This is a genomic window from Mesorhizobium neociceri (assembly GCF_013520985.1).
GTDB classification, from domain to species: domain Bacteria; phylum Pseudomonadota; class Alphaproteobacteria; order Rhizobiales; family Rhizobiaceae; genus Mesorhizobium; species Mesorhizobium neociceri.
Genome location: NZ_JACDTY010000001.1, coordinates 55916 through 72367 on the forward strand (window position 1 = coordinate 55916; position 16452 = coordinate 72367).

Consider the following 16452-nt stretch of genomic DNA (forward strand, 5'->3'; position numbering starts at 1 on the left):
GAGGCGGTGCCTGGCGTCAAGCCTTGGCGGAAGGATGCCACACCGGTTGAAAGCCCTGCCGCAGCACCGAAATGGTCGTGGCTGGTGTGAGCAGGCGCAGTGGCCGCCCGGCAAGGGTGTCGAAGGCCGCCGGCTCTCCATAGCCCGCAAACGACCAGCGCAGCGCCGTGCCGCCTAGCAAGGCGAGGGCTGCGTCGCCATCGGCGATCATCGCTCCGTCCGGCAACCCAGCAAGCTCGTCCACCGTAACATCCGGTGGCTTGCCGCCCGAAGCCAGCCGCTCCTTGTGCAGCCGCTTGTCGACCATTGGCGCGCGCGGCTCGGTTACACCGAAGGCCTGACCGAAACGGCCGACAAAATCCGTGGCCCGCTCACGCCGGCAATAGAAACAGGGCCGATGCCCGGCCGCCAGCGCCGTCACCTCGTCAAGGAAGAACAGCTCGGTCCAGCCAGCCTTACCGCCCGGCCTGTTGCGCCCCATCGGCTCGCGCCGAACATTGCGGAATTGGCACACGCAGATGATCCAAGCCGGCAAGGCCCAGCGCTTCTTAAGTAGCGTCTTGGTCTCCGGGTCGTGGATGATGCCGCGGTTGCCGGTAAACAGGCCGCGCTCGGATACGGCATGGATGGCGCCGAACGGATCGACCCGGTTTTGCAGTGGCATAGCCCTCTCCTGGAACGCGCATCTTGGCTGCAGTGCTGGCGACATGATATCGCTCGTCGCGTCATTTCATGTCAGCAGGATTTCCGTATGCGGGTGCTGGTGGTCCAGAACTACGACAACACCGGCCTCGGCCAGGTCGGCGCGGCCCTTGCCGAAGCTGGCGCCGATCTCGACCTGCGCCGGCCCTACAAGGGCGATCCGCTGCCTGAGGACGCGACCGGCCACAATGCCATGGTGATGCTGGGCGGTGGCCAGAACGCGCTGGCCGACGATGACTACCCCTATTTCCCGGCGTTGCTCGAACTGACCCGCGATTTCGCCGCCAAGGATCGCTCCGTGCTCGGCATCTGCCTCGGCAGCCAGCTGGTTGCCCGCACCTTCGGTGGCGAGAACAAGATCGGCGGCGCCTCGGAATTCGGCTGGCACAAGGTTTCGCTGACGCCGGACGCCAGGACCGATCCGGTGCTTGGCGCACTTCCCCAGGATTTCCCCATCTTCGAATGGCACGACGACACCTTCGCGCTGCCTGAAAATGCGGTGCGGCTCGCCGGCAGTGAAATTGCCGAGAACCAGGCGTTTCGTATCGGCCGCGCCGTCTACGGCTTCCAGTTTCATTTCGAGGCCGACCGTCCGATGGTGAAGGACTGGAGCACATCCTTCGCGCCGCTCATTGCCGAGCGCCATCCCGACTGGCACGACCGGCTCGATGGCGAAATGGCCCGCAACGGCGCGGACGCCGATGCCGCCGGCCTCGCCATTGCCCGCGCCTGGGTGGCGACGATCTGAGCCCGGTAGCCGCGCGGAAGCCAGCCGTTGCATAATTGGCACGCGGCGGCGAATCCGCCGGGGACAACCTCTTTCATCCTTGGTTTGTGGCTGAACGCTATCCTACAAGGCGCGCGCTCTGCATCGGCAATGCAACCGCGATGAACCTTCTGTGTGCTCCGCGCGACACACCGCCGATACAGAATCGACCTACAAGCGCGAAATCGTCGAAACTTTGAGACGAATTCTCCGTTTCAACGCATTGGTAACCGCCTCGTGCCCAGATGCAGGAAGCTCAACAAGAGATGACGTCCGTGAAAGCAGCGCTTCTGTCCTTTGTCATGCTGTCTGCCATCGTGCTGTGCGGTCTCGGCATTTATTCCGCCGATGCAGCCAACAACCATCAAGCCGTCGACGGCTACGGCGTCACCGCCGCGCTCCGCTAAAACGCTTTTCCCTGTACAGTCAGGATACGCTTGTCCGCGCCGTCTACGGCGAGCGCGCTGAGCATGCCTGATTGCCAGGCGAGCGTGTCGACATTGACGCGGTTGGGCATCACCTCCGCCTCCGGCACCGGCGTGTGGCCGTGCACGATCACCTTCGGGTAAAGCCCTGGATGGTTGTGGAAAACGTCGCGTATCCAGACCAGATCCTGCGGGCTCTGGCTCTCCAGCGGCACGCCGGGCCTGATGCCGGCATGGCAGAAGAAGAAATCGCCTGATATCAGTGACAATTGCAGCGACCGCAGGAAGTCGACATGGGCTTGCGGCACGGCGCTAACCAGCGCCTGATGTCCCCGGCGCACCGCCTCGGCCTTGCCGAACCAGCTTGCGTCTCCCGTCAGGTCCACGCCATAAGACTGCGCCGTCTGGACGCCGCCATAGCGCATGAACAGTCCATCCGGGTCGGGGGTGTCGAGAAAATCGAGGAAGCCGATATCGTGGTTCCCGGCCAGCATAACGTTGCGCGGATCGCGCTTTTGCGCCGCGATCAGGAAATCGATGACGCCTTTGGAGTCTGGCCCACGGTCGACATAGTCGCCGAGATGGATGATGCGCCAGTCGGCGGTCGGCTTGTATTCGAGTTCGCTCTCGATCCGGCGGTGCATGGCGGCGAGCAGATCGAGCCGGCCATGGACGTCGCCGATCGCATAGAGGCGCATGCCGTCCGGCGCGCGCGCGTCGAGGTAGTGGATGCTGGTCTCGGTCAAGGCCGGCGTCGTCTCCGTGATCCCCGCGAGGCTAGGACCAATCGGTGAACAAGACCCTAGCGCCGCAATTGGTCCTTGCCCATGTCGGTCACCAGACGCTTGCCGCACAGCGCTAGCGTGATGTCCATTTCCTTGCGGATGATCTCCAGCGCCAGGGTCACCCCTTCCTTGCCCATAGCACCGAGGCCGTAGAGGAACGGCCGGCCGATATAGGTGCCCTTGGCGCCTAGGCAGAGCGCCTTCAGCACGTCCTGGCCCGACCGGATGCCCCCATCCATGTGCACTTCGATCTTGTCGCCGACGGCATCGGCAATCTCTTCCAGCGCCATGATCGACGACGATGCACCGTCAAGCTGCCGCCCGCCATGGTTGGAAACGACAATGGCGTCGGCGCCGGTCTTGACCGCCATCAGCGCGTCCTCCTTGTCGAGAATGCCTTTCAGGATCAGCTTGCCGCCCCAGCGTTCCTTGATCCAGGCGACGTCATTCCACGACAGCTGCGGGTCGAACTGCTCGTTTGTCCACGAGCCCAGCGACGAGACGTCGCCGACGCCCTTGGCATGGCCGACAATGTTGCGGAAGGTGCGGCGCTTGGTGCCGGCAATGCCCATCAGCCAGCGCGGGCGCATGGCGATATTGGCAATGTTGGCGAGCGTCATCTTGGGCGGCGCCGACAGCCCGTTGCGAACATCCTTGTGGCGCTGTCCCAGGATCTGCAGGTCGAGCGTCAGCACCAGCGCCGAGCATTTCGCCGCCTTGGCCCTGTCGATCAGATCGAGAACGAAATCCTTGTCGCGCAGCACGTAGAGCTGGAACCAGAATGGTTTCTTGGTCACCGAGGCGACATCCTCGATCGAGCAGATACTCATCGTCGACAGCGTGAACGGCACGCCGAATTCCTCCGCCGCCTGCGCCGCCAGCATCTCGCCATCGGCATGCTGCATGCCGGTCAGCCCGGTTGGTGCAAGCGCCACCGGCATTGCCACCTTTTCGCCGATCATGGTCGATTCCAGCGAGCGGTTGCTCATGTCGACCAGCACGCGCTGACGGAATTTTATCTTCTGGAAGTCTTCCTCGTTGGCGCGATAGGTGCTTTCGGTCCAGGCGCCGGAATCGGCATAGTCGAAGAACATCTTCGGCACACGGCGGCGCGCAAGATCCTTCAGATCTGCAATGGTGAGGATGTCGCTCATGGTGGTCCCCGCGGGTTCGCTAGTTTGTTGCTTTCGCGCCGTCGCCGGCGTCGGAGCGCTGCTTGAGCCTGAGCCGCGACACGCGCTGCCAGTCGCCGCTGCGCTCGGCCTCGAGCATCGAGCGCTCGACATAGGAGATGTGGTCCATCGCCGCCTGGCGGGCGGCTGAGGGATCGCCGGCCTTTACCGCTTTGTAGATCGCCCGGTGCTGGGCCAGCAGCGCCTCACGCGCGCCGGGCATGGTGAACACCAGAAGTCGGTTCTGGAACACACCTTCCGACAACAGCCGGTAGCAGGAGCGTAACGTGTGCAGGAGAATGATGTTGTGCGCGCATTCGCACACCGCATGGTGGAACTCGACGTCGATCTCCGCCTCATCGTCGAAATCGCCGGTGCGATGCGCCTCGTCCATGCGCGCCATGATGCGGTCGAGCAGCGCAATGTCGTCTGGTGTCGCGCGCCGCGCCGCATATTCGGCCGCGACGCCTTCGATCTCGCGGCGGTATTCCAGATAGTCGGTCACGGCCTTGCGGTGCATGGAGATGAGGTCGGTCACCGGCTTGGTGAACAATTGGCCGATGACATCGGCGACATGGGTGCCGCCGCCGGCCTTGGTGGTCAACAGCCCGCGCCCCTCCAGTGCCTTCAGCGCATCGCGCAGGATCGGCCGCGACACGTCGAACTGGCGCGCCAGCTCACGCTCGCTGGGCAGCCGGTCGCCAGTGCGCAGCACGCCTTCGAGGATCAGGCTTTCGATCTGCTGCACCACCTCGTCGGCGGTGCGCGAATGCTCGATCCTGGAGAAAATATCGCTCAACGGGGCGCCTGGGAAATCCTGCCTGGAGCATGATGCCGAAAAGTGTGAAGCGGTTTTCGGGACGACATCATGCTCTACTTCTTCGATCGAGAGTCGGATGATTTCAGGTCAATTCGATCTGAAATCATCCGGCTCTTGTGTCGCAGATTAAAGCCAGTGTCGCCAACTGGTCAAATTATTTATCCAATTCGCACGGCGCGGTCGCTTTCCGCACCGCGCTGGCGAAATCGCATCGGCTAAACTTTGCTGTTTACGCGCCTCTTCGATTGTCTCAAGAGGACGCGACAACACGAAGGGTCGAGAACAGGGGGACCAGCCGTGTCGGACGAGACGTCCAACCTCGAATTCCAGCCGCGCGCCCAGGGCAGCGTGATGGGCTTCCCCGCGCATGAGGGGCGGCCCGGCGCGCTTGGCGAGGTCCATGCCCGGCCGCATCCGCTGATCGACAAGCCGCGCGTGCTGGTGCAGCTTGCCTTCATGACCGAGGGCGGCTCCGGCGTCGACATGGCCGTGCTCTCCGAACTGTCGCGGCGCCTCGGCATCGCCGCACCCGACCGCCATGCCCGCCACCACGCCATGAAATGGGGCAAGGGCACGCTGCGCTGGGAGCGGCACACCGAATTCTCGACCTATCTGTGGGAAGGGCCGCTGGCCGAAAGCAACAGGGCGCAGGAGGACTCTCCCTTCGGCAACGGCTTTTCGCCGCCCGGAACGGTTATTTCCGGGATAAGGCTCGAAATCCGCAAATGGACGCAGGCAAGCGAGAAGCTGATCGCCGGCTTCGACCCGACCAGCCTGTGCTATTCGCTGGTCGAGCGCGGCAACGCGGCCATCATCACCGACTTCCGCCAGGACGGCGACGGCATGACCCGCATCCTTGTTCTGGATCGCGGCCTGACGCCGGCCCGCACCGGCGCGCTGTCGCAGCGGCTGATCGACGTCGAGACCTACCGCACGCTTGCCATGCTCGGCCTGCCGCTGGCGCTGACGCTGTCCGGCCGCGCCCGCCGCATCGAAGACCGGCTGGCGCAGACCACGCTGGAAATGAAGGTGGCCGAGACTCGCGACAGCCAGACGCTGCTCGCCGACCTGACCGAACTTGCCGCCGAACTGGAGGCCGATGCCGCCTCCAGCCTCTATCGCTTCGGCGCCAGCCGCGCCTATGACGGCATCGTCGTCGAGCGGTTGGAAGCGCTGGAGGAAGAGGCGGTGCCCGGCTACGACACATGGGGCGGCTTCCTGCAGCGCCGCGTAGCACCCGCCATGCGCACCTGCCGTTCGGTCGAGGAGCGCCAGGCCAACCTGTCGCGAAAACTCACCCGCGCTACCACGCTGCTGCGCACCTGGGTCGATGTCGAGGTCGAAAAGCAAAACCGCGATTTGCTGGCCTCGATGAACAATCGCGCCCGGCTGCAACTGCGCCTGCAGCAGACCGTGGAAGGCCTCTCCGTCGCCGCCGTCTCCTACTATGTCGTCGGCCTCATCTCCTATCTCGCCAAGGGCGCCTCGATCTTCGGCCATACCTTTGCGCCTGAAGTCGTCACCGCCGCCGCGGTGCCGGTCGCCATCCTGCTGGTTTGGTGGGGCGTGCGGCGGGTGAGGCGGATGCATTCCGAGCCGGGCAAGCCGGCGGGGGAATAGCCGCGCCCTTACCCTCCCCCTTGTGGGGAGGGTCGGCTCATGATCGCAGCGAAGCGAAGATCGTGAGACGGGGTGGGGGTGCTCGTAAAGCGCTTTCGTCGCGCTGACCCCCACCCCGCTCACTGCGTTCGCGACCCTGCCCACAAGGGGGAGGTTAAAAACATAGCGGCAGATTGCCGCTGCGGAAGCTCGCCACCATGCCTTGCGTGCGGTCTCGACCAAAGCAGGATTTGCAACAAGCGTCGACCGCTGGTAAAAGATTTTTACCAGTCAAGCAGAGGACGCGGCCCATGTCCGGCCTTGCCATGCCCAAGCCAGACGACGCCACGATGCGCAGGCGCGCAGAGATCGTCGCCGACATGCGTATCATCGTGCCGGGCGAGGGCGTCGTCGACGCCACCAACGAAATGCGCGCCTTCGAGAGCGACGGCCTCACCGCCTACCGGCAATTGCCGCTGGTCGTGGTGCTGCCGGAAACGGTGGCGCAGGTGTCGCGGGTGCTGAAATACTGCAACGACCGCAACATCCGCGTCGTGCCGCGCGGCTCCGGCACCTCGCTCTCCGGCGGTGCACTGCCGCTCGAAGACGCGGTGCTGTTGGTCATGAGCCGCTTCAACCGCGTCCTCGCGATCGACTATCCCGACCGCGTCGTCGTCGCCCAGCCCGGCGTCACCAATCTCGGCATCACCACTGCCGTCGAGCAGGAGGGCTTTTACTATGCCCCCGATCCATCCTCCCAGATCGCCTGCTCGATCGGCGGCAATGTCGCGGAAAATTCCGGCGGCGTGCACTGTCTGAAATACGGCCTGACCGCCAACAATGTGCTGGGCATCGAGATGGTGCTGATGAATGGCGAGGTGGTGCGCCTCGGCGGCAATCATCTCGACAGTGAGGGCTATGACCTGCTCGGCGTCATGACCGGCTCGGAAGGGCTGCTCGGCGTCGTCACCGAAGTCACCGTGCGCATCCTGAAGAAGCCGGAGACTGCGCGTGCGCTGCTGATCGGCTTCCCGACCAGCGAGCAGGGCGGCCAGTGCGTCGCCGACATCATCGGCGCCGGCATCATTCCGGGCGGCATGGAGATGATGGACCGCCCGGCGATCCATGCCGCGGAGGATTTCGTCCATGCCGGCTACCCCCTGGATGTCGAGGCGCTGCTGATCGTCGAACTCGACGGGCCGGGCGTCGAGGTCGACCACCTGATCGGTCTCGTCGAGGCGATCGCCTACAGGAACGGCTCCACCACCTGCCGTATTTCGCAGTCCGAACAGGAACGGCTGAGTTTCTGGGCCGGACGCAAGGCGGCGTTCCCCGCGGTCGGCCGCATCTCGCCTGACTATTACTGCATGGACGGCACCATCCCGCGCAAGGAACTGCCCAGGGTGCTGGCCGGCATGCGCGAATTGTCGGAGAAATATGGGCTCGGCGTCGCCAATGTCTTCCATGCCGGCGACGGCAATCTGCATCCGCTGATCCTCTACGACGCCAATGTGCCGGGCGAACTCGATAAGGCCGAAAGCTTCGGCGCCGACATATTGCGGCTCTGCGTCAAGGTCGGCGGCGTCTTGACCGGCGAGCACGGTGTTGGTGTCGAAAAGCGCGATTTGATGCCGGAGATGTTCAACCAGATCGACCTCGACCAGCAAATGCGCGTCAAATGCGCCTTCGATCCCAACCATTTGCTCAACCCCGGCAAGGTGTTCCCGCAACTGCGCCGCTGCGCCGAGCTTGGACGCATGCATGTGCATCGCGGGCAGGTGGCGTTTCCGGATGTTCCGAGGTTTTGATGGGAGCATCTCAGAACGGGGGTTCCTCGCCCCCGCAAAGCGGGGGAGAGGTGGCTCGGGCGAAGCCCGAGACGGAGAGGGGGACGCCCGATGCGCCAAGCCGCCGCTCGCCCGAAAAGATCGCTCGTGCAAGAGAGCTTCGCCACGGTGACAATCAAGCCGAGGCGGCTCTCTGGAACGAACTGAAGGCCAAAGGACTGGGTGGATACAAATTCGTCCGTCAAATGTCGATCGGGTCGTATTTTGCGGACTTTGCTTGCAGAAGCCAAAGGCTGATCGTGGAGTTGGATGGCAGCCAGCACGCTGAAAGTAGCTACGACCGGCAACGCGACAAATTCATGCGCGATGAAGGGTATTCGGTTTTGCGTTTCTGGAACGTTGATGCGTTGAAGAACATGAGGAGCGTTTGCGAAACGATTCTTGCGGCGCTGGAAGGGCGGCTTGCTGAAGACGTAGCTGCTGCGGACCTCAGGTTCGTTTTCGCCGCCAGGAAGACGAGAGATAGCGCTCTATGACGGCCCCCTCTCCGTCTCGGGCTTCGCCCGAGCCACCTCTCCCCCGCTTTGCGGGGGCGAGGAACCTAGATGCCGCCCCATGACCACCTTCACTCCAACCACCCCGTCCGAAGTTCTCTCCACCGTCCAATGGGCTACGGCGGAGGAGTCGCCGCTGGAAACCGTCGGCCACGGCTCCAAGCGCGGCATTGGCCGGCCGCAGCAGAGCGAGCACACGCTCGACCTGTCGAAGCTCACCGGTGTCACCCTCTACGAGCCGGCTGAACTGGTGCTGTCGGCGAAAGCCGGCACTCCGCTTTCCGAGATCGAAAAGCTGCTCGCCGAGAACGGCCAGCAGCTTGCTTTCGAGCCGATGGATTATGGCCCGCTGCTCGGCGGCACGCCAGGAAGAGGCACCATCGGCGGCGTGCTTGCGGCGAACCTGTCTGGTCCGCGTCGATTGAAGGCGGGTGCAGCGCGCGACCATATTCTGGGGATCAACGCGGTTGCCGGCCGCGGCGAGGCGTTCAAGTCCGGCGGCCGCGTGGTCAAGAATGTCACCGGTTACGATTTGTCGAAGCTGATGGCCAACAGCTGGGGCACGCTGGCCGTGTTCACCGACGTCACCTTCAAGGTGCTGCCGGCGGCCGAGACCGAAGTGACGCTTGCCGTGCGCGGCCTGCTCGACGATGCGGCGGCTGCCGCCATGGCACTGGCGCTCGGCTCGAGCGCCGAAGTGTCGAGCGCTGCCCATCTGCCCGAGCGCATCGCCGCGCGTGTCGCTGGCCGCGCGCTCGGCGCCGATGCCGCGACGCTGCTGCGCGTCGAAGGCTTTGGGCCATCGGTCGCCTACCGCATCGCCGCGCTGAAAACCCTTTTGAAAAATGCCGGCCCGCTGCAGGAAATTTCGGGCGAAGCCTCGCATGCACTCTGGCGCGACATCAGGGATTGCGCCCCCTTCGCCGACGGCAGCGAGAAGCCGGTCTGGCGCGTCTCCATGGCGCCGTCCCAGGCCCACCAGATGGTGCTGACGCTGCGCATGCAAATCGGCGTCAGCGCCTTTTACGACTGGCAGGGTGGGCTGGTCTGGCTGCGCATGGAGGAAGGCGACCCCGAGGCGGGCCTGCTGCGCGGGCTGATCCGAAAGCATGGCGGCGGCCACGCGACGCTGGTGCGCGCCGCCCCTGCCTATCGCGCCGCCGTGCCGGTGTTCGAGCCGCAGGCGCCGCATTTGGCGGCGCTGTCGGCGCGGCTCAAGGCAGAGTTCGATCCCAAGGCTATCCTCAATCCTGGCCGCATTGCCCAGAGCTAAATCATGCAAACCAATTTCTCCCTTGCCCAGCTTGCCGATCCCCATGTCGCGGAATCGGAGAAGATCCTGCGCAAATGCGTGCATTGTGGCTTCTGCACCGCCACCTGCCCGACTTACGTGACGCTTGGCAACGAGCTGGATTCGCCGCGCGGGCGCATTTACTTGATCAAGGACATGCTGGAGAACGGCCGTCCGGCCGACAAGGAGATCGTCACCCATATCGACCGCTGCCTGTCCTGCCTCGCCTGCATGACGACCTGCCCGTCGGGCGTCAATTACATGCATCTGGTCGACCATGCTCGCGCCCATATCGAGGAGACCTACAGGCGCCCGTTGCTCGATCGCCTGACCCGCGCCATGCTGGCCTTCGTGTTGCCCTATCCCGCGCGCTTTCGCGCCGCGCTGAAGCTGGCGAAACTGGGCAAGCCGTTCATTGGTCTGTTCGAAAAAATCCCGACCCTGAAGCCGCTCAGTGCGATGCTGAAGCTGGCGCCGGCCTCAATCCCGGCGGCCTCGCCGATGGCCTCTCCCGGCGTCCATACCGGCAAGGGAACGAAAAAAGGCCGCGTCGCCATTCTTACCGGCTGCGCACAATCGGTGCTCGATCCCGCCATCAACGAGACGACGATTGCGCTGCTGACCAGGCTTGGCGTCGAGGTCGTGGTGCCGCAGGGCGAAGCCTGCTGCGGCGCGCTGGTCCATCACATGGGTCGCGAGGCAGCAGCCCTTGCGTCCGCGAGGCAGAATGTCGATGCCTGGACGCGCGCCATCGACCAGGGTGGGCTCGACGCCATCGTCATCACCGCGTCCGGTTGCGGCACCACCATCAAGGATTACGGCTTCATGCTGCGCCTCGATCCGGCCTATGCCGACAAGGCGGCGCGCGTCTCAGCGCTGGCCAAGGACATCACCGAATATCTCTCAAGCCTCGACCTGCCGGAGCCGGTGCGCAAGCCAGGCACCGTCGTGGCCTATCACTCGGCCTGTTCGATGCAGCACGGCCAGAAGATCACCCGCCAGCCGAAGGAACTGCTCGCCAAAGCCGGCTTCGTCGTGCGCGAGCCGCGCGAGGGCCATCTGTGCTGCGGCTCGGCCGGCACCTACAACATCCTGCAGCCGGAGATTTCGGCAAAGCTGCGCGACCGCAAGGTGAAAAACATCGAGGCGACCGGCGCGCAGATCGTCGCCACCGGCAACATCGGCTGCATTACCCAGATCGCCTCGGCCGCAAAGCTTCCGGTGGTGCATACGATCAAGCTGCTCGACTGGGCCTATGGCGGGCCGAAGCCGGAAGGCGTCTCCGAGGGAAACCTGGTCGCCGCCGAGTAAGCGTCTACTCCGCCGCCAGCCTGTCCACCACGCCATACGTCGCCTGGTAGCGCGCGCGCTGGCGGCTGAGCGCGACCATCGTGTTGCGCAAGAGGATCGCCACGGTGATCGGACCGACACCGCCCGGCACCGGTGTGATCCAGGACGCAACTTCCTTCACACTCTCGGTATCGACGTCGCCGACGATGCGGCTCGTGCCGTCCGGCCCGATCTCCGAATTGATGCCGATGTCGATGACGGCCGCGCCCGGCTTCACCATGTCGGCCTTGATCAGCCTGGGCTTGCCAACGGCGACGAACAGCGCGTCGGCGCGGCGCGCATGCGCTGCCACCGAACGCGTCATGTGATGGCACACCGTCACCGTCGCGCCCTCACTCATCAGCAGGAAGGCAATCGGCTTGCCGACGATCTCCGAATGGCCGACGACGACCACTTCCAGCCCCTTGAGGTCGAGGCCGGTTTCCTTCAGCAGCTCGACCGAGGCGGCCGCCGTGCAGGGCGCGAGATCGAGCTGGTTGTAGACGATGTTGCCGATCGAAGCCGGATGCATGCCCTCGACGTCCTTCAGAGGATGCACCGCCGCTTGCAGCGTCTTGATCGGGATATGCGCCGGCACCGGCCGCTGGATGATGATCCCGGTGACGCGCGGGTCGGCGTTGAGGCCATGGATCGCCGCCTCGAGTTCGCCGGCGGTGATGTCGGCGGCAAACCGCCGCTCCTCGAAGGAGATACCGGCAAGAGCGGCCTTGGCGCGCTGGTTGCGCACATAGACATCGACCGCATCGGTATCGCCGACGGTGATCGACACCAGCTTCGGCGGAAAACCCTCGGCGGTGGCGATCGCGGCATCCTCGCGCACGGCGGCGATGATGCGCTGGGCGACCGGGCCGCCCCGGAGATAGCGGCTGTCGTCTGGCTGAGACATGGCTGGACCTTTGCAGGGGAGTTTGGCCGCCCCTATAGCAGGGGAAATGTGGCAAGGGCAGCGTGAAAGCGAACCGCCATGCCCCCGCCGCGACGTTCTGGCACAGCGGCTCGGCCTCGGCCGCAAAGAGAAAGGGCAGCGCGGTTTCCCGCGCCGCCCTTTCCTGACTGGCCGCATCCCCACACGGCCCGTCCCCCGTAAATTCGCCACCAGTCTAAGCATGTCTTCCAGAAGCGCGCTATGGCTTGATGGCAACAGCACGCCAAAAACCACTCAGCGCTGCCTAACCAGCTGATTCGCAATCACTATATCACGACCACGGTCGTTCCGACATTGACCCTTTCGTAAAGGTCCACCACATCCTCGTTGCGCATGCGGATGCAGCCGGAAGACACGGCGCCGCCGATGGTCCATGGCTGGTTGGTGCCGTGAATGCGGTATTCCGTCGTGCCGAGATAGAGCGCGCGGGCGCCGAGCGGGTTCTCTTCGCCGCCGGCCAGATAGGTAGGCAGGTAGCGGCCCTTGGCGGCCTCGCGCTTGATCATCTCCGCCGGGGGGCGCCAGTCCGGCCAGACGCGCTTGTTGGTGATCTTGTGCGTGCCCGACCATTCGAAGCCGGGCTTGCCGGTGCCGACGCCGTAGCGCCGCGCCTTGCCGTTGTTCTCGACCAGGAACAGGAAATTCTGCGTCGTGTCGATGACGATCGTGCCAGGCTTCTGCGGGCCGTCATAGGCGACTTCCTGCGGCAGATAGAGCGGATTGATCTGCGGCCGCATCACCATGCGTTTGGCCGGCACCTGCACCGAAGCGGTGCGCACCCGGTCGGGTCGCGCCGGCTGCGCATAGCGAACGCGCGGCTGCTGAACCATCTGGCGACTCTGCCGCACGATGCCGGGCGCGCGGCCAAGCTGCAGCACCCAGGGTGCGGAAAGGTCTGGGCTCACCATAACCGGCGGCCTGTCGGCATAGCGGTCGCCGGCGGTGGAGGAGGTGGCGCCGGCGGCCAGAATGGCCACGGCGCCGAGCACGGAACGCAAAAAGATCTTCATCGGAACGCACCTTGATCGTCGAACGGACGGAGGCGGAACTTGCCCCCGGTTGCGCGATCCTTGGCGCGAAGCCGCAACCGAAACATGAATCGGAATGCGTAAAATGCGGAACTGTCAGTAAACCTTTTGGTGTGGTTACCGCCGCGTTCAGGAATCTGGTAAAGCCGCGGTAAATGCAGTGCAAAGCGCATTAACGAACGGATCTTTTGTTATGGAAAAAGGAAACACCGGCCTGCTCGCCGGCCCCGACGGGATCACGCGCTGCTTCTGGCACGGCAATTTGCCGGACTATCTGCACTACCACGACCATGAATGGGGCCGGCCGGTGGCCGACGACCGCAGGCTGTTCGAAAAGATCTGCCTCGAGGGCTTTCAGTCCGGCCTGTCCTGGCTGACCATCCTGCGCAAGCGAGAGAACTTTCGCGAGGCTTTTGCCGGTTTCGACTTCGACAAGGTCGCCGCCTTCACCGATGAGGATGTCGAGCGCCTGCTCGGCAATGCCGGCATCATCCGCCACCGCGGCAAGATCGTCTCGACCATCAACAATGCCAAACGCGCGAGAGAGATGGTGGATGAATTCGGATCGCTGGCGGCTTGGTTCTGGAAGTTCGAGCCCAGCAAGGAGGAGCGGCCCGACATCGTCGACCTCGCCCATCTGCGCGCCAACCCGACGACGGCGGTCTCGGTGCGTATCTCGAAGGAGCTGAAGAAGCGCGGCTGGAGCTTTGTTGGCCCAACCACGGTCTACGCCTTCATGCAGGCAATGGGCCTGGTCAACGACCATCTCGAAGGCTGCTATTGCCGCAAGGAAGTGGAGAAGGATAGGAAGGCGTTCAAACGGCCGAAGTAGCGCGCCTTTTTCCTTCTCCCCTTGTGGGAGAAGGTGTCGCCGAAGGCGACGGATGAGGGGTGTTTCAGCTTGACAAGGACGGCGATCCTTCGCGCACCCCTCAACCGTCTCGGCGCTGCGCGCCGATCCACCTTCTCCCACAAGGGGAGAAGGGAAGGCGCACCTCAAGTCCCGCTGGCGCCCGTCAGAAAAAGACCGGCGACAATCGCCGCCAGTGCCGCAAACGCCGGATAGATCACCAGCAGGCCGGTCATCAGCGCCTCGCGCATTGTCGAGCCCTTGTGCTCGTCGGCAGAGACCTCGAACGGTCCGGCCAGGCTTGCCGTCACCGGCGCTCGGCTTTCGGCCGGCCGCAGCCGGACTTCATTCAAGCCGTCGTCTCCGATATCGAACTTCCGTGCCGTGGTCATGGCCCCAACCCCTTGTTTCGGCGCGCTTATCGGCTCCGATTGTGTCGGCACAATGCCGCACCGATGGCGGAATTGTTTCCTTTTTGGTGCGTTTTGTTTCGGGAAGCGTTAGCCCTTTCCCTTCTCCCCTTGTGGGAGAAGGTGTCGCCGCAGGCGACGGATGAGGGTGTTCCAGGGAACACCAACGTCTCACTCCGCTGGAACACCCCTCATCCGTCTCGGCGCTGCGCGCCGATCCACCTTCTCCCACAAGGGGAGAAGGCAAGGGAGCTAACCCTTGCCGCACCCAGTCGCATCGTTTAGGAAACGCGCGCTTGAACTAAGTCACTGCTGACCGGAAAAGACCCATCCCATGGCCGACAAATCGGAAAAGACGAAAGCGCGGCTGCCGCGCGGCTTTGCCGACCGCAGTGCGGAGGACATCCGCGCCGTCGAGAAGATGATGGCGACCATCCGCTCGGTCTATGAACTCTATGGCTTCGAGCCGGCCGACCAGCCGCTGATCGAATACACCGATGCGCTCGGCAAATTCCTGCCCGACCAGGACCGGCCGAACGAAGGCGTATTCTCCTTCCAGGACGATGACGAGCAGTGGCTGTCGCTGCGCTACGATTTGACCGCGCCGACCGCGCGTTTCGTCGCCGAGAACTTTGAGCGGCTGCCGAAACCCTATCGCAGCTATCGCTCCGGCTGGGTGTTCCGCAATGAAAAACCCGGCCCCGGCCGCTTCCGCCAGTTCATGCAGTTCGACGCCGACACAATCGGCACGCCGGGCGTCGCCGCCGACGCCGAGATGGCGATGATGATGGCCGACGTGATGGAAGCGCTGGGCATCAAGCGCGGCGACTACGTCATCCGCGTCAACAATCGGAAAGTGCTCGACGGGGTGCTGGAGGCGATTGGCCTTGGCGGCGATGAGAATGCAGGCCGCCGACTGACGGTGCTGCGCGCCATCGACAAGCTGGACAAGCTCGGGCCGGAAGGCGTGCGCCTACTTCTCGGGGCAGGACGTAAGGACGAAAGCGGCGATTTTACGAAAGGTGCGGGGCTAGCTGACGCTCAAGTCGATCAGCTCATGGAGTTTATTGAACAGGCGAATAAGTCGGCCGATGCCATGCGAAAGGCAGCCATCGCGGGTGATTTGTTCAACAACGAAATCGATCAAAGCTATTTCGTCTTGAAGGAAGGCGGCACTTTCTACAGCTCTGACCTTTGCATCGAAGGGCATCAGCAGCTTGAGGAAATACGGAGCTTGGCGAGAAGTGCGGGCTACGGAATGGATCGAGTTATGATCGACCCCTCCGTCGTTCGTGGCCTCGAATATTACACCGGTCCGGTCTTCGAGGCCGAGCTTCTGGCCGAGATACCCAACGAGGACGGCCAGATCGTGCGCTTCGGTTCGGTCGGTGGTGGTGGCCGCTATGACGGGCTGGTCTCGCGCTTCCGTGGCGAACCGGTGCCTGCGACCGGCTTCTCCATCGGCGTCTCCCGGTTGATGACGGCGCTGAAGAACCTCGGCAAGCTGGACAGCACCGATGTCATCGCACCGGTCGTCGTGCTGGTCATGGACAAGGACACCGAAAGCCTCGGCCGCTACCAGAAGATGGTGGCTGAGTTGCGCGCCGCCGGCATCCGTTCCGAGATGTATCTCGGCGGCGCCGGCATGAAGGCGCAGCTGAAATATGCCGACCGTCGCGGCAGCCCGGTCGCGGTCATCCAGGGCGGCGACGAGCGCGCCAAGGGCGAGCTGCAGATCAAGGATCTGATCGAGGGCGCGCGCATGTCGGCCGAGATTACCGACAACGCCGAATGGCGCGCCGCAAGGCCTGCGCAGGTGACGGTGGCGGAGGGTGAGCTGGTCGCCGAAGTGAAGAAGATTTTGGCGGCGCAGGCCGAGGAACGGTCTAAGTGACGAGCGCCGCCCTCTCTTGTCCTTCTCCCCTTGTGGGAGAAGGTGGCCTCGCGAAGCGAGGTCGGATGAGGGGTGTTCCAGAAGGCACCAACGT

The 16452-nt window shown here is 64.0% G+C and carries 16 protein-coding genes; 9 read left to right on the forward strand and 7 right to left on the reverse strand.

What is annotated here, in order from left to right; all coding sequences use genetic code 11:
* Positions 1–16: 16 nt before the first annotated feature.
* Positions 17–664: a hypothetical protein gene (locus H0241_RS00245; protein ID WP_181055439.1), complete on the reverse strand. Its 648-nt coding sequence runs from the start codon at positions 662–664 to the stop codon at positions 17–19.
* A gap of 87 nt (positions 665–751) precedes the next feature.
* Here H0241_RS00245 and H0241_RS00250 point away from each other — a divergent pair, with 87 nt between their 5' ends.
* Both H0241_RS00250 and H0241_RS00255 read left to right on the forward strand, forming a co-directional pair.
* The gene (locus H0241_RS00250) at positions 752–1450 is read left to right on the forward strand and encodes a type 1 glutamine amidotransferase (protein WP_181055440.1); all 699 of its coding nucleotides are present in this window, start codon (positions 752–754) and stop codon (positions 1448–1450) included.
* A gap of 284 nt (positions 1451–1734) precedes the next feature.
* Positions 1735–1875 carry a hypothetical protein gene (locus H0241_RS00255; RefSeq protein WP_006206855.1) on the forward strand — a complete coding sequence of 47 codons (141 nt, stop codon included), beginning with the start codon at positions 1735–1737 and terminating at the stop codon, positions 1873–1875.
* On the opposite strand, the gene H0241_RS00260 is transcribed toward H0241_RS00255, so the two are convergent.
* Genes H0241_RS00260 through H0241_RS00270 form a run of 3 tightly spaced genes read right to left on the reverse strand, consistent with a single transcriptional unit; the run spans position 1872 to position 4649 of the window.
* Positions 1872–2639 carry a metallophosphoesterase family protein gene (locus H0241_RS00260; protein WP_181055441.1) on the reverse strand — a complete coding sequence of 256 codons (768 nt, stop codon included), beginning with the start codon at positions 2637–2639 and terminating at the stop codon, positions 1872–1874. The two genes, H0241_RS00255 and H0241_RS00260, sit on opposite strands and share 4 nt — an antisense overlap.
* A gap of 56 nt (positions 2640–2695) precedes the next feature.
* Positions 2696–3832, reverse strand: a complete 1137-nt coding sequence (locus H0241_RS00265; protein WP_181055442.1) for an alpha-hydroxy acid oxidase — start codon at positions 3830–3832, stop codon at positions 2696–2698.
* Between the two features lie 19 nt (positions 3833–3851).
* Entirely contained in the window at positions 3852–4649 is a 798-nt protein-coding gene (locus H0241_RS00270; RefSeq protein WP_181055443.1) for an FCD domain-containing protein, read from the reverse strand.
* A 318-nt stretch (positions 4650–4967) separates the two neighbouring features.
* Here H0241_RS00270 and H0241_RS00275 point away from each other — a divergent pair, with 318 nt between their 5' ends.
* The 5 genes from H0241_RS00275 (at position 4968) to glcF (ending at position 11212) form a co-directional block, all read left to right on the forward strand.
* Positions 4968–6290, forward strand: a complete 1323-nt coding sequence (locus tag H0241_RS00275; protein ID WP_181055444.1) for a DUF3422 family protein — start codon at positions 4968–4970, stop codon at positions 6288–6290.
* A 290-nt stretch (positions 6291–6580) separates the two neighbouring features.
* Positions 6581–8077, forward strand: coding sequence for an FAD-linked oxidase C-terminal domain-containing protein (locus H0241_RS00280; RefSeq protein WP_181055445.1), 1497 nt, complete (start codon positions 6581–6583; stop codon positions 8075–8077).
* A gap of 50 nt (positions 8078–8127) precedes the next feature.
* On the forward strand, positions 8128–8592 hold the full coding sequence (locus H0241_RS00285; RefSeq protein WP_328824579.1) for an endonuclease domain-containing protein: 465 nt from the start codon (positions 8128–8130) through the stop codon (positions 8590–8592).
* A gap of 79 nt (positions 8593–8671) precedes the next feature.
* Positions 8672–9883 (forward strand): FAD-binding protein, encoded by a 1212-nt coding sequence (locus tag H0241_RS00290; RefSeq protein ID WP_181055447.1) that lies wholly within the window; start codon positions 8672–8674, stop codon positions 9881–9883.
* Positions 9884–9886: 3 nt separating this feature from the next.
* A complete protein-coding gene (gene glcF / locus H0241_RS00295) occupies positions 9887–11212 on the forward strand; it encodes a glycolate oxidase subunit GlcF (RefSeq protein WP_181055448.1) in 1326 nt (441 codons plus the stop codon).
* A gap of 4 nt (positions 11213–11216) precedes the next feature.
* Here the strand turns inward: glcF and H0241_RS00300 are convergent, their stop codons facing one another.
* Together H0241_RS00300 and H0241_RS00305 are read right to left on the reverse strand one after the other, a co-directional pair.
* Positions 11217–12137, reverse strand: coding sequence for a bifunctional 5,10-methylenetetrahydrofolate dehydrogenase/5,10-methenyltetrahydrofolate cyclohydrolase (locus H0241_RS00300; protein ID WP_181055449.1), 921 nt, complete (start codon positions 12135–12137; stop codon positions 11217–11219).
* A 305-nt stretch (positions 12138–12442) separates the two neighbouring features.
* Positions 12443–13186: a L,D-transpeptidase gene (locus tag H0241_RS00305; RefSeq protein WP_181055450.1), complete on the reverse strand. Its 744-nt coding sequence runs from the start codon at positions 13184–13186 to the stop codon at positions 12443–12445.
* Between the two features lie 211 nt (positions 13187–13397).
* Here H0241_RS00305 and H0241_RS00310 point away from each other — a divergent pair, with 211 nt between their 5' ends.
* Complete coding sequence (locus tag H0241_RS00310) at positions 13398–14036, forward strand: DNA-3-methyladenine glycosylase I (RefSeq protein ID WP_181055451.1); 639 nt, start codon at positions 13398–13400, stop codon at positions 14034–14036.
* A gap of 164 nt (positions 14037–14200) precedes the next feature.
* Here the strand turns inward: H0241_RS00310 and H0241_RS00315 are convergent, their stop codons facing one another.
* Positions 14201–14446, reverse strand: a complete 246-nt coding sequence (locus tag H0241_RS00315; protein ID WP_181055452.1) for a hypothetical protein — start codon at positions 14444–14446, stop codon at positions 14201–14203.
* Positions 14447–14798: 352 nt separating this feature from the next.
* Here H0241_RS00315 and hisS point away from each other — a divergent pair, with 352 nt between their 5' ends.
* Positions 14799–16358 (forward strand): histidine--tRNA ligase, encoded by a 1560-nt coding sequence (gene hisS / locus H0241_RS00320; protein ID WP_181055453.1) that lies wholly within the window; start codon positions 14799–14801, stop codon positions 16356–16358.
* The last annotated feature ends 94 nt before the right edge of the window (positions 16359–16452 follow it).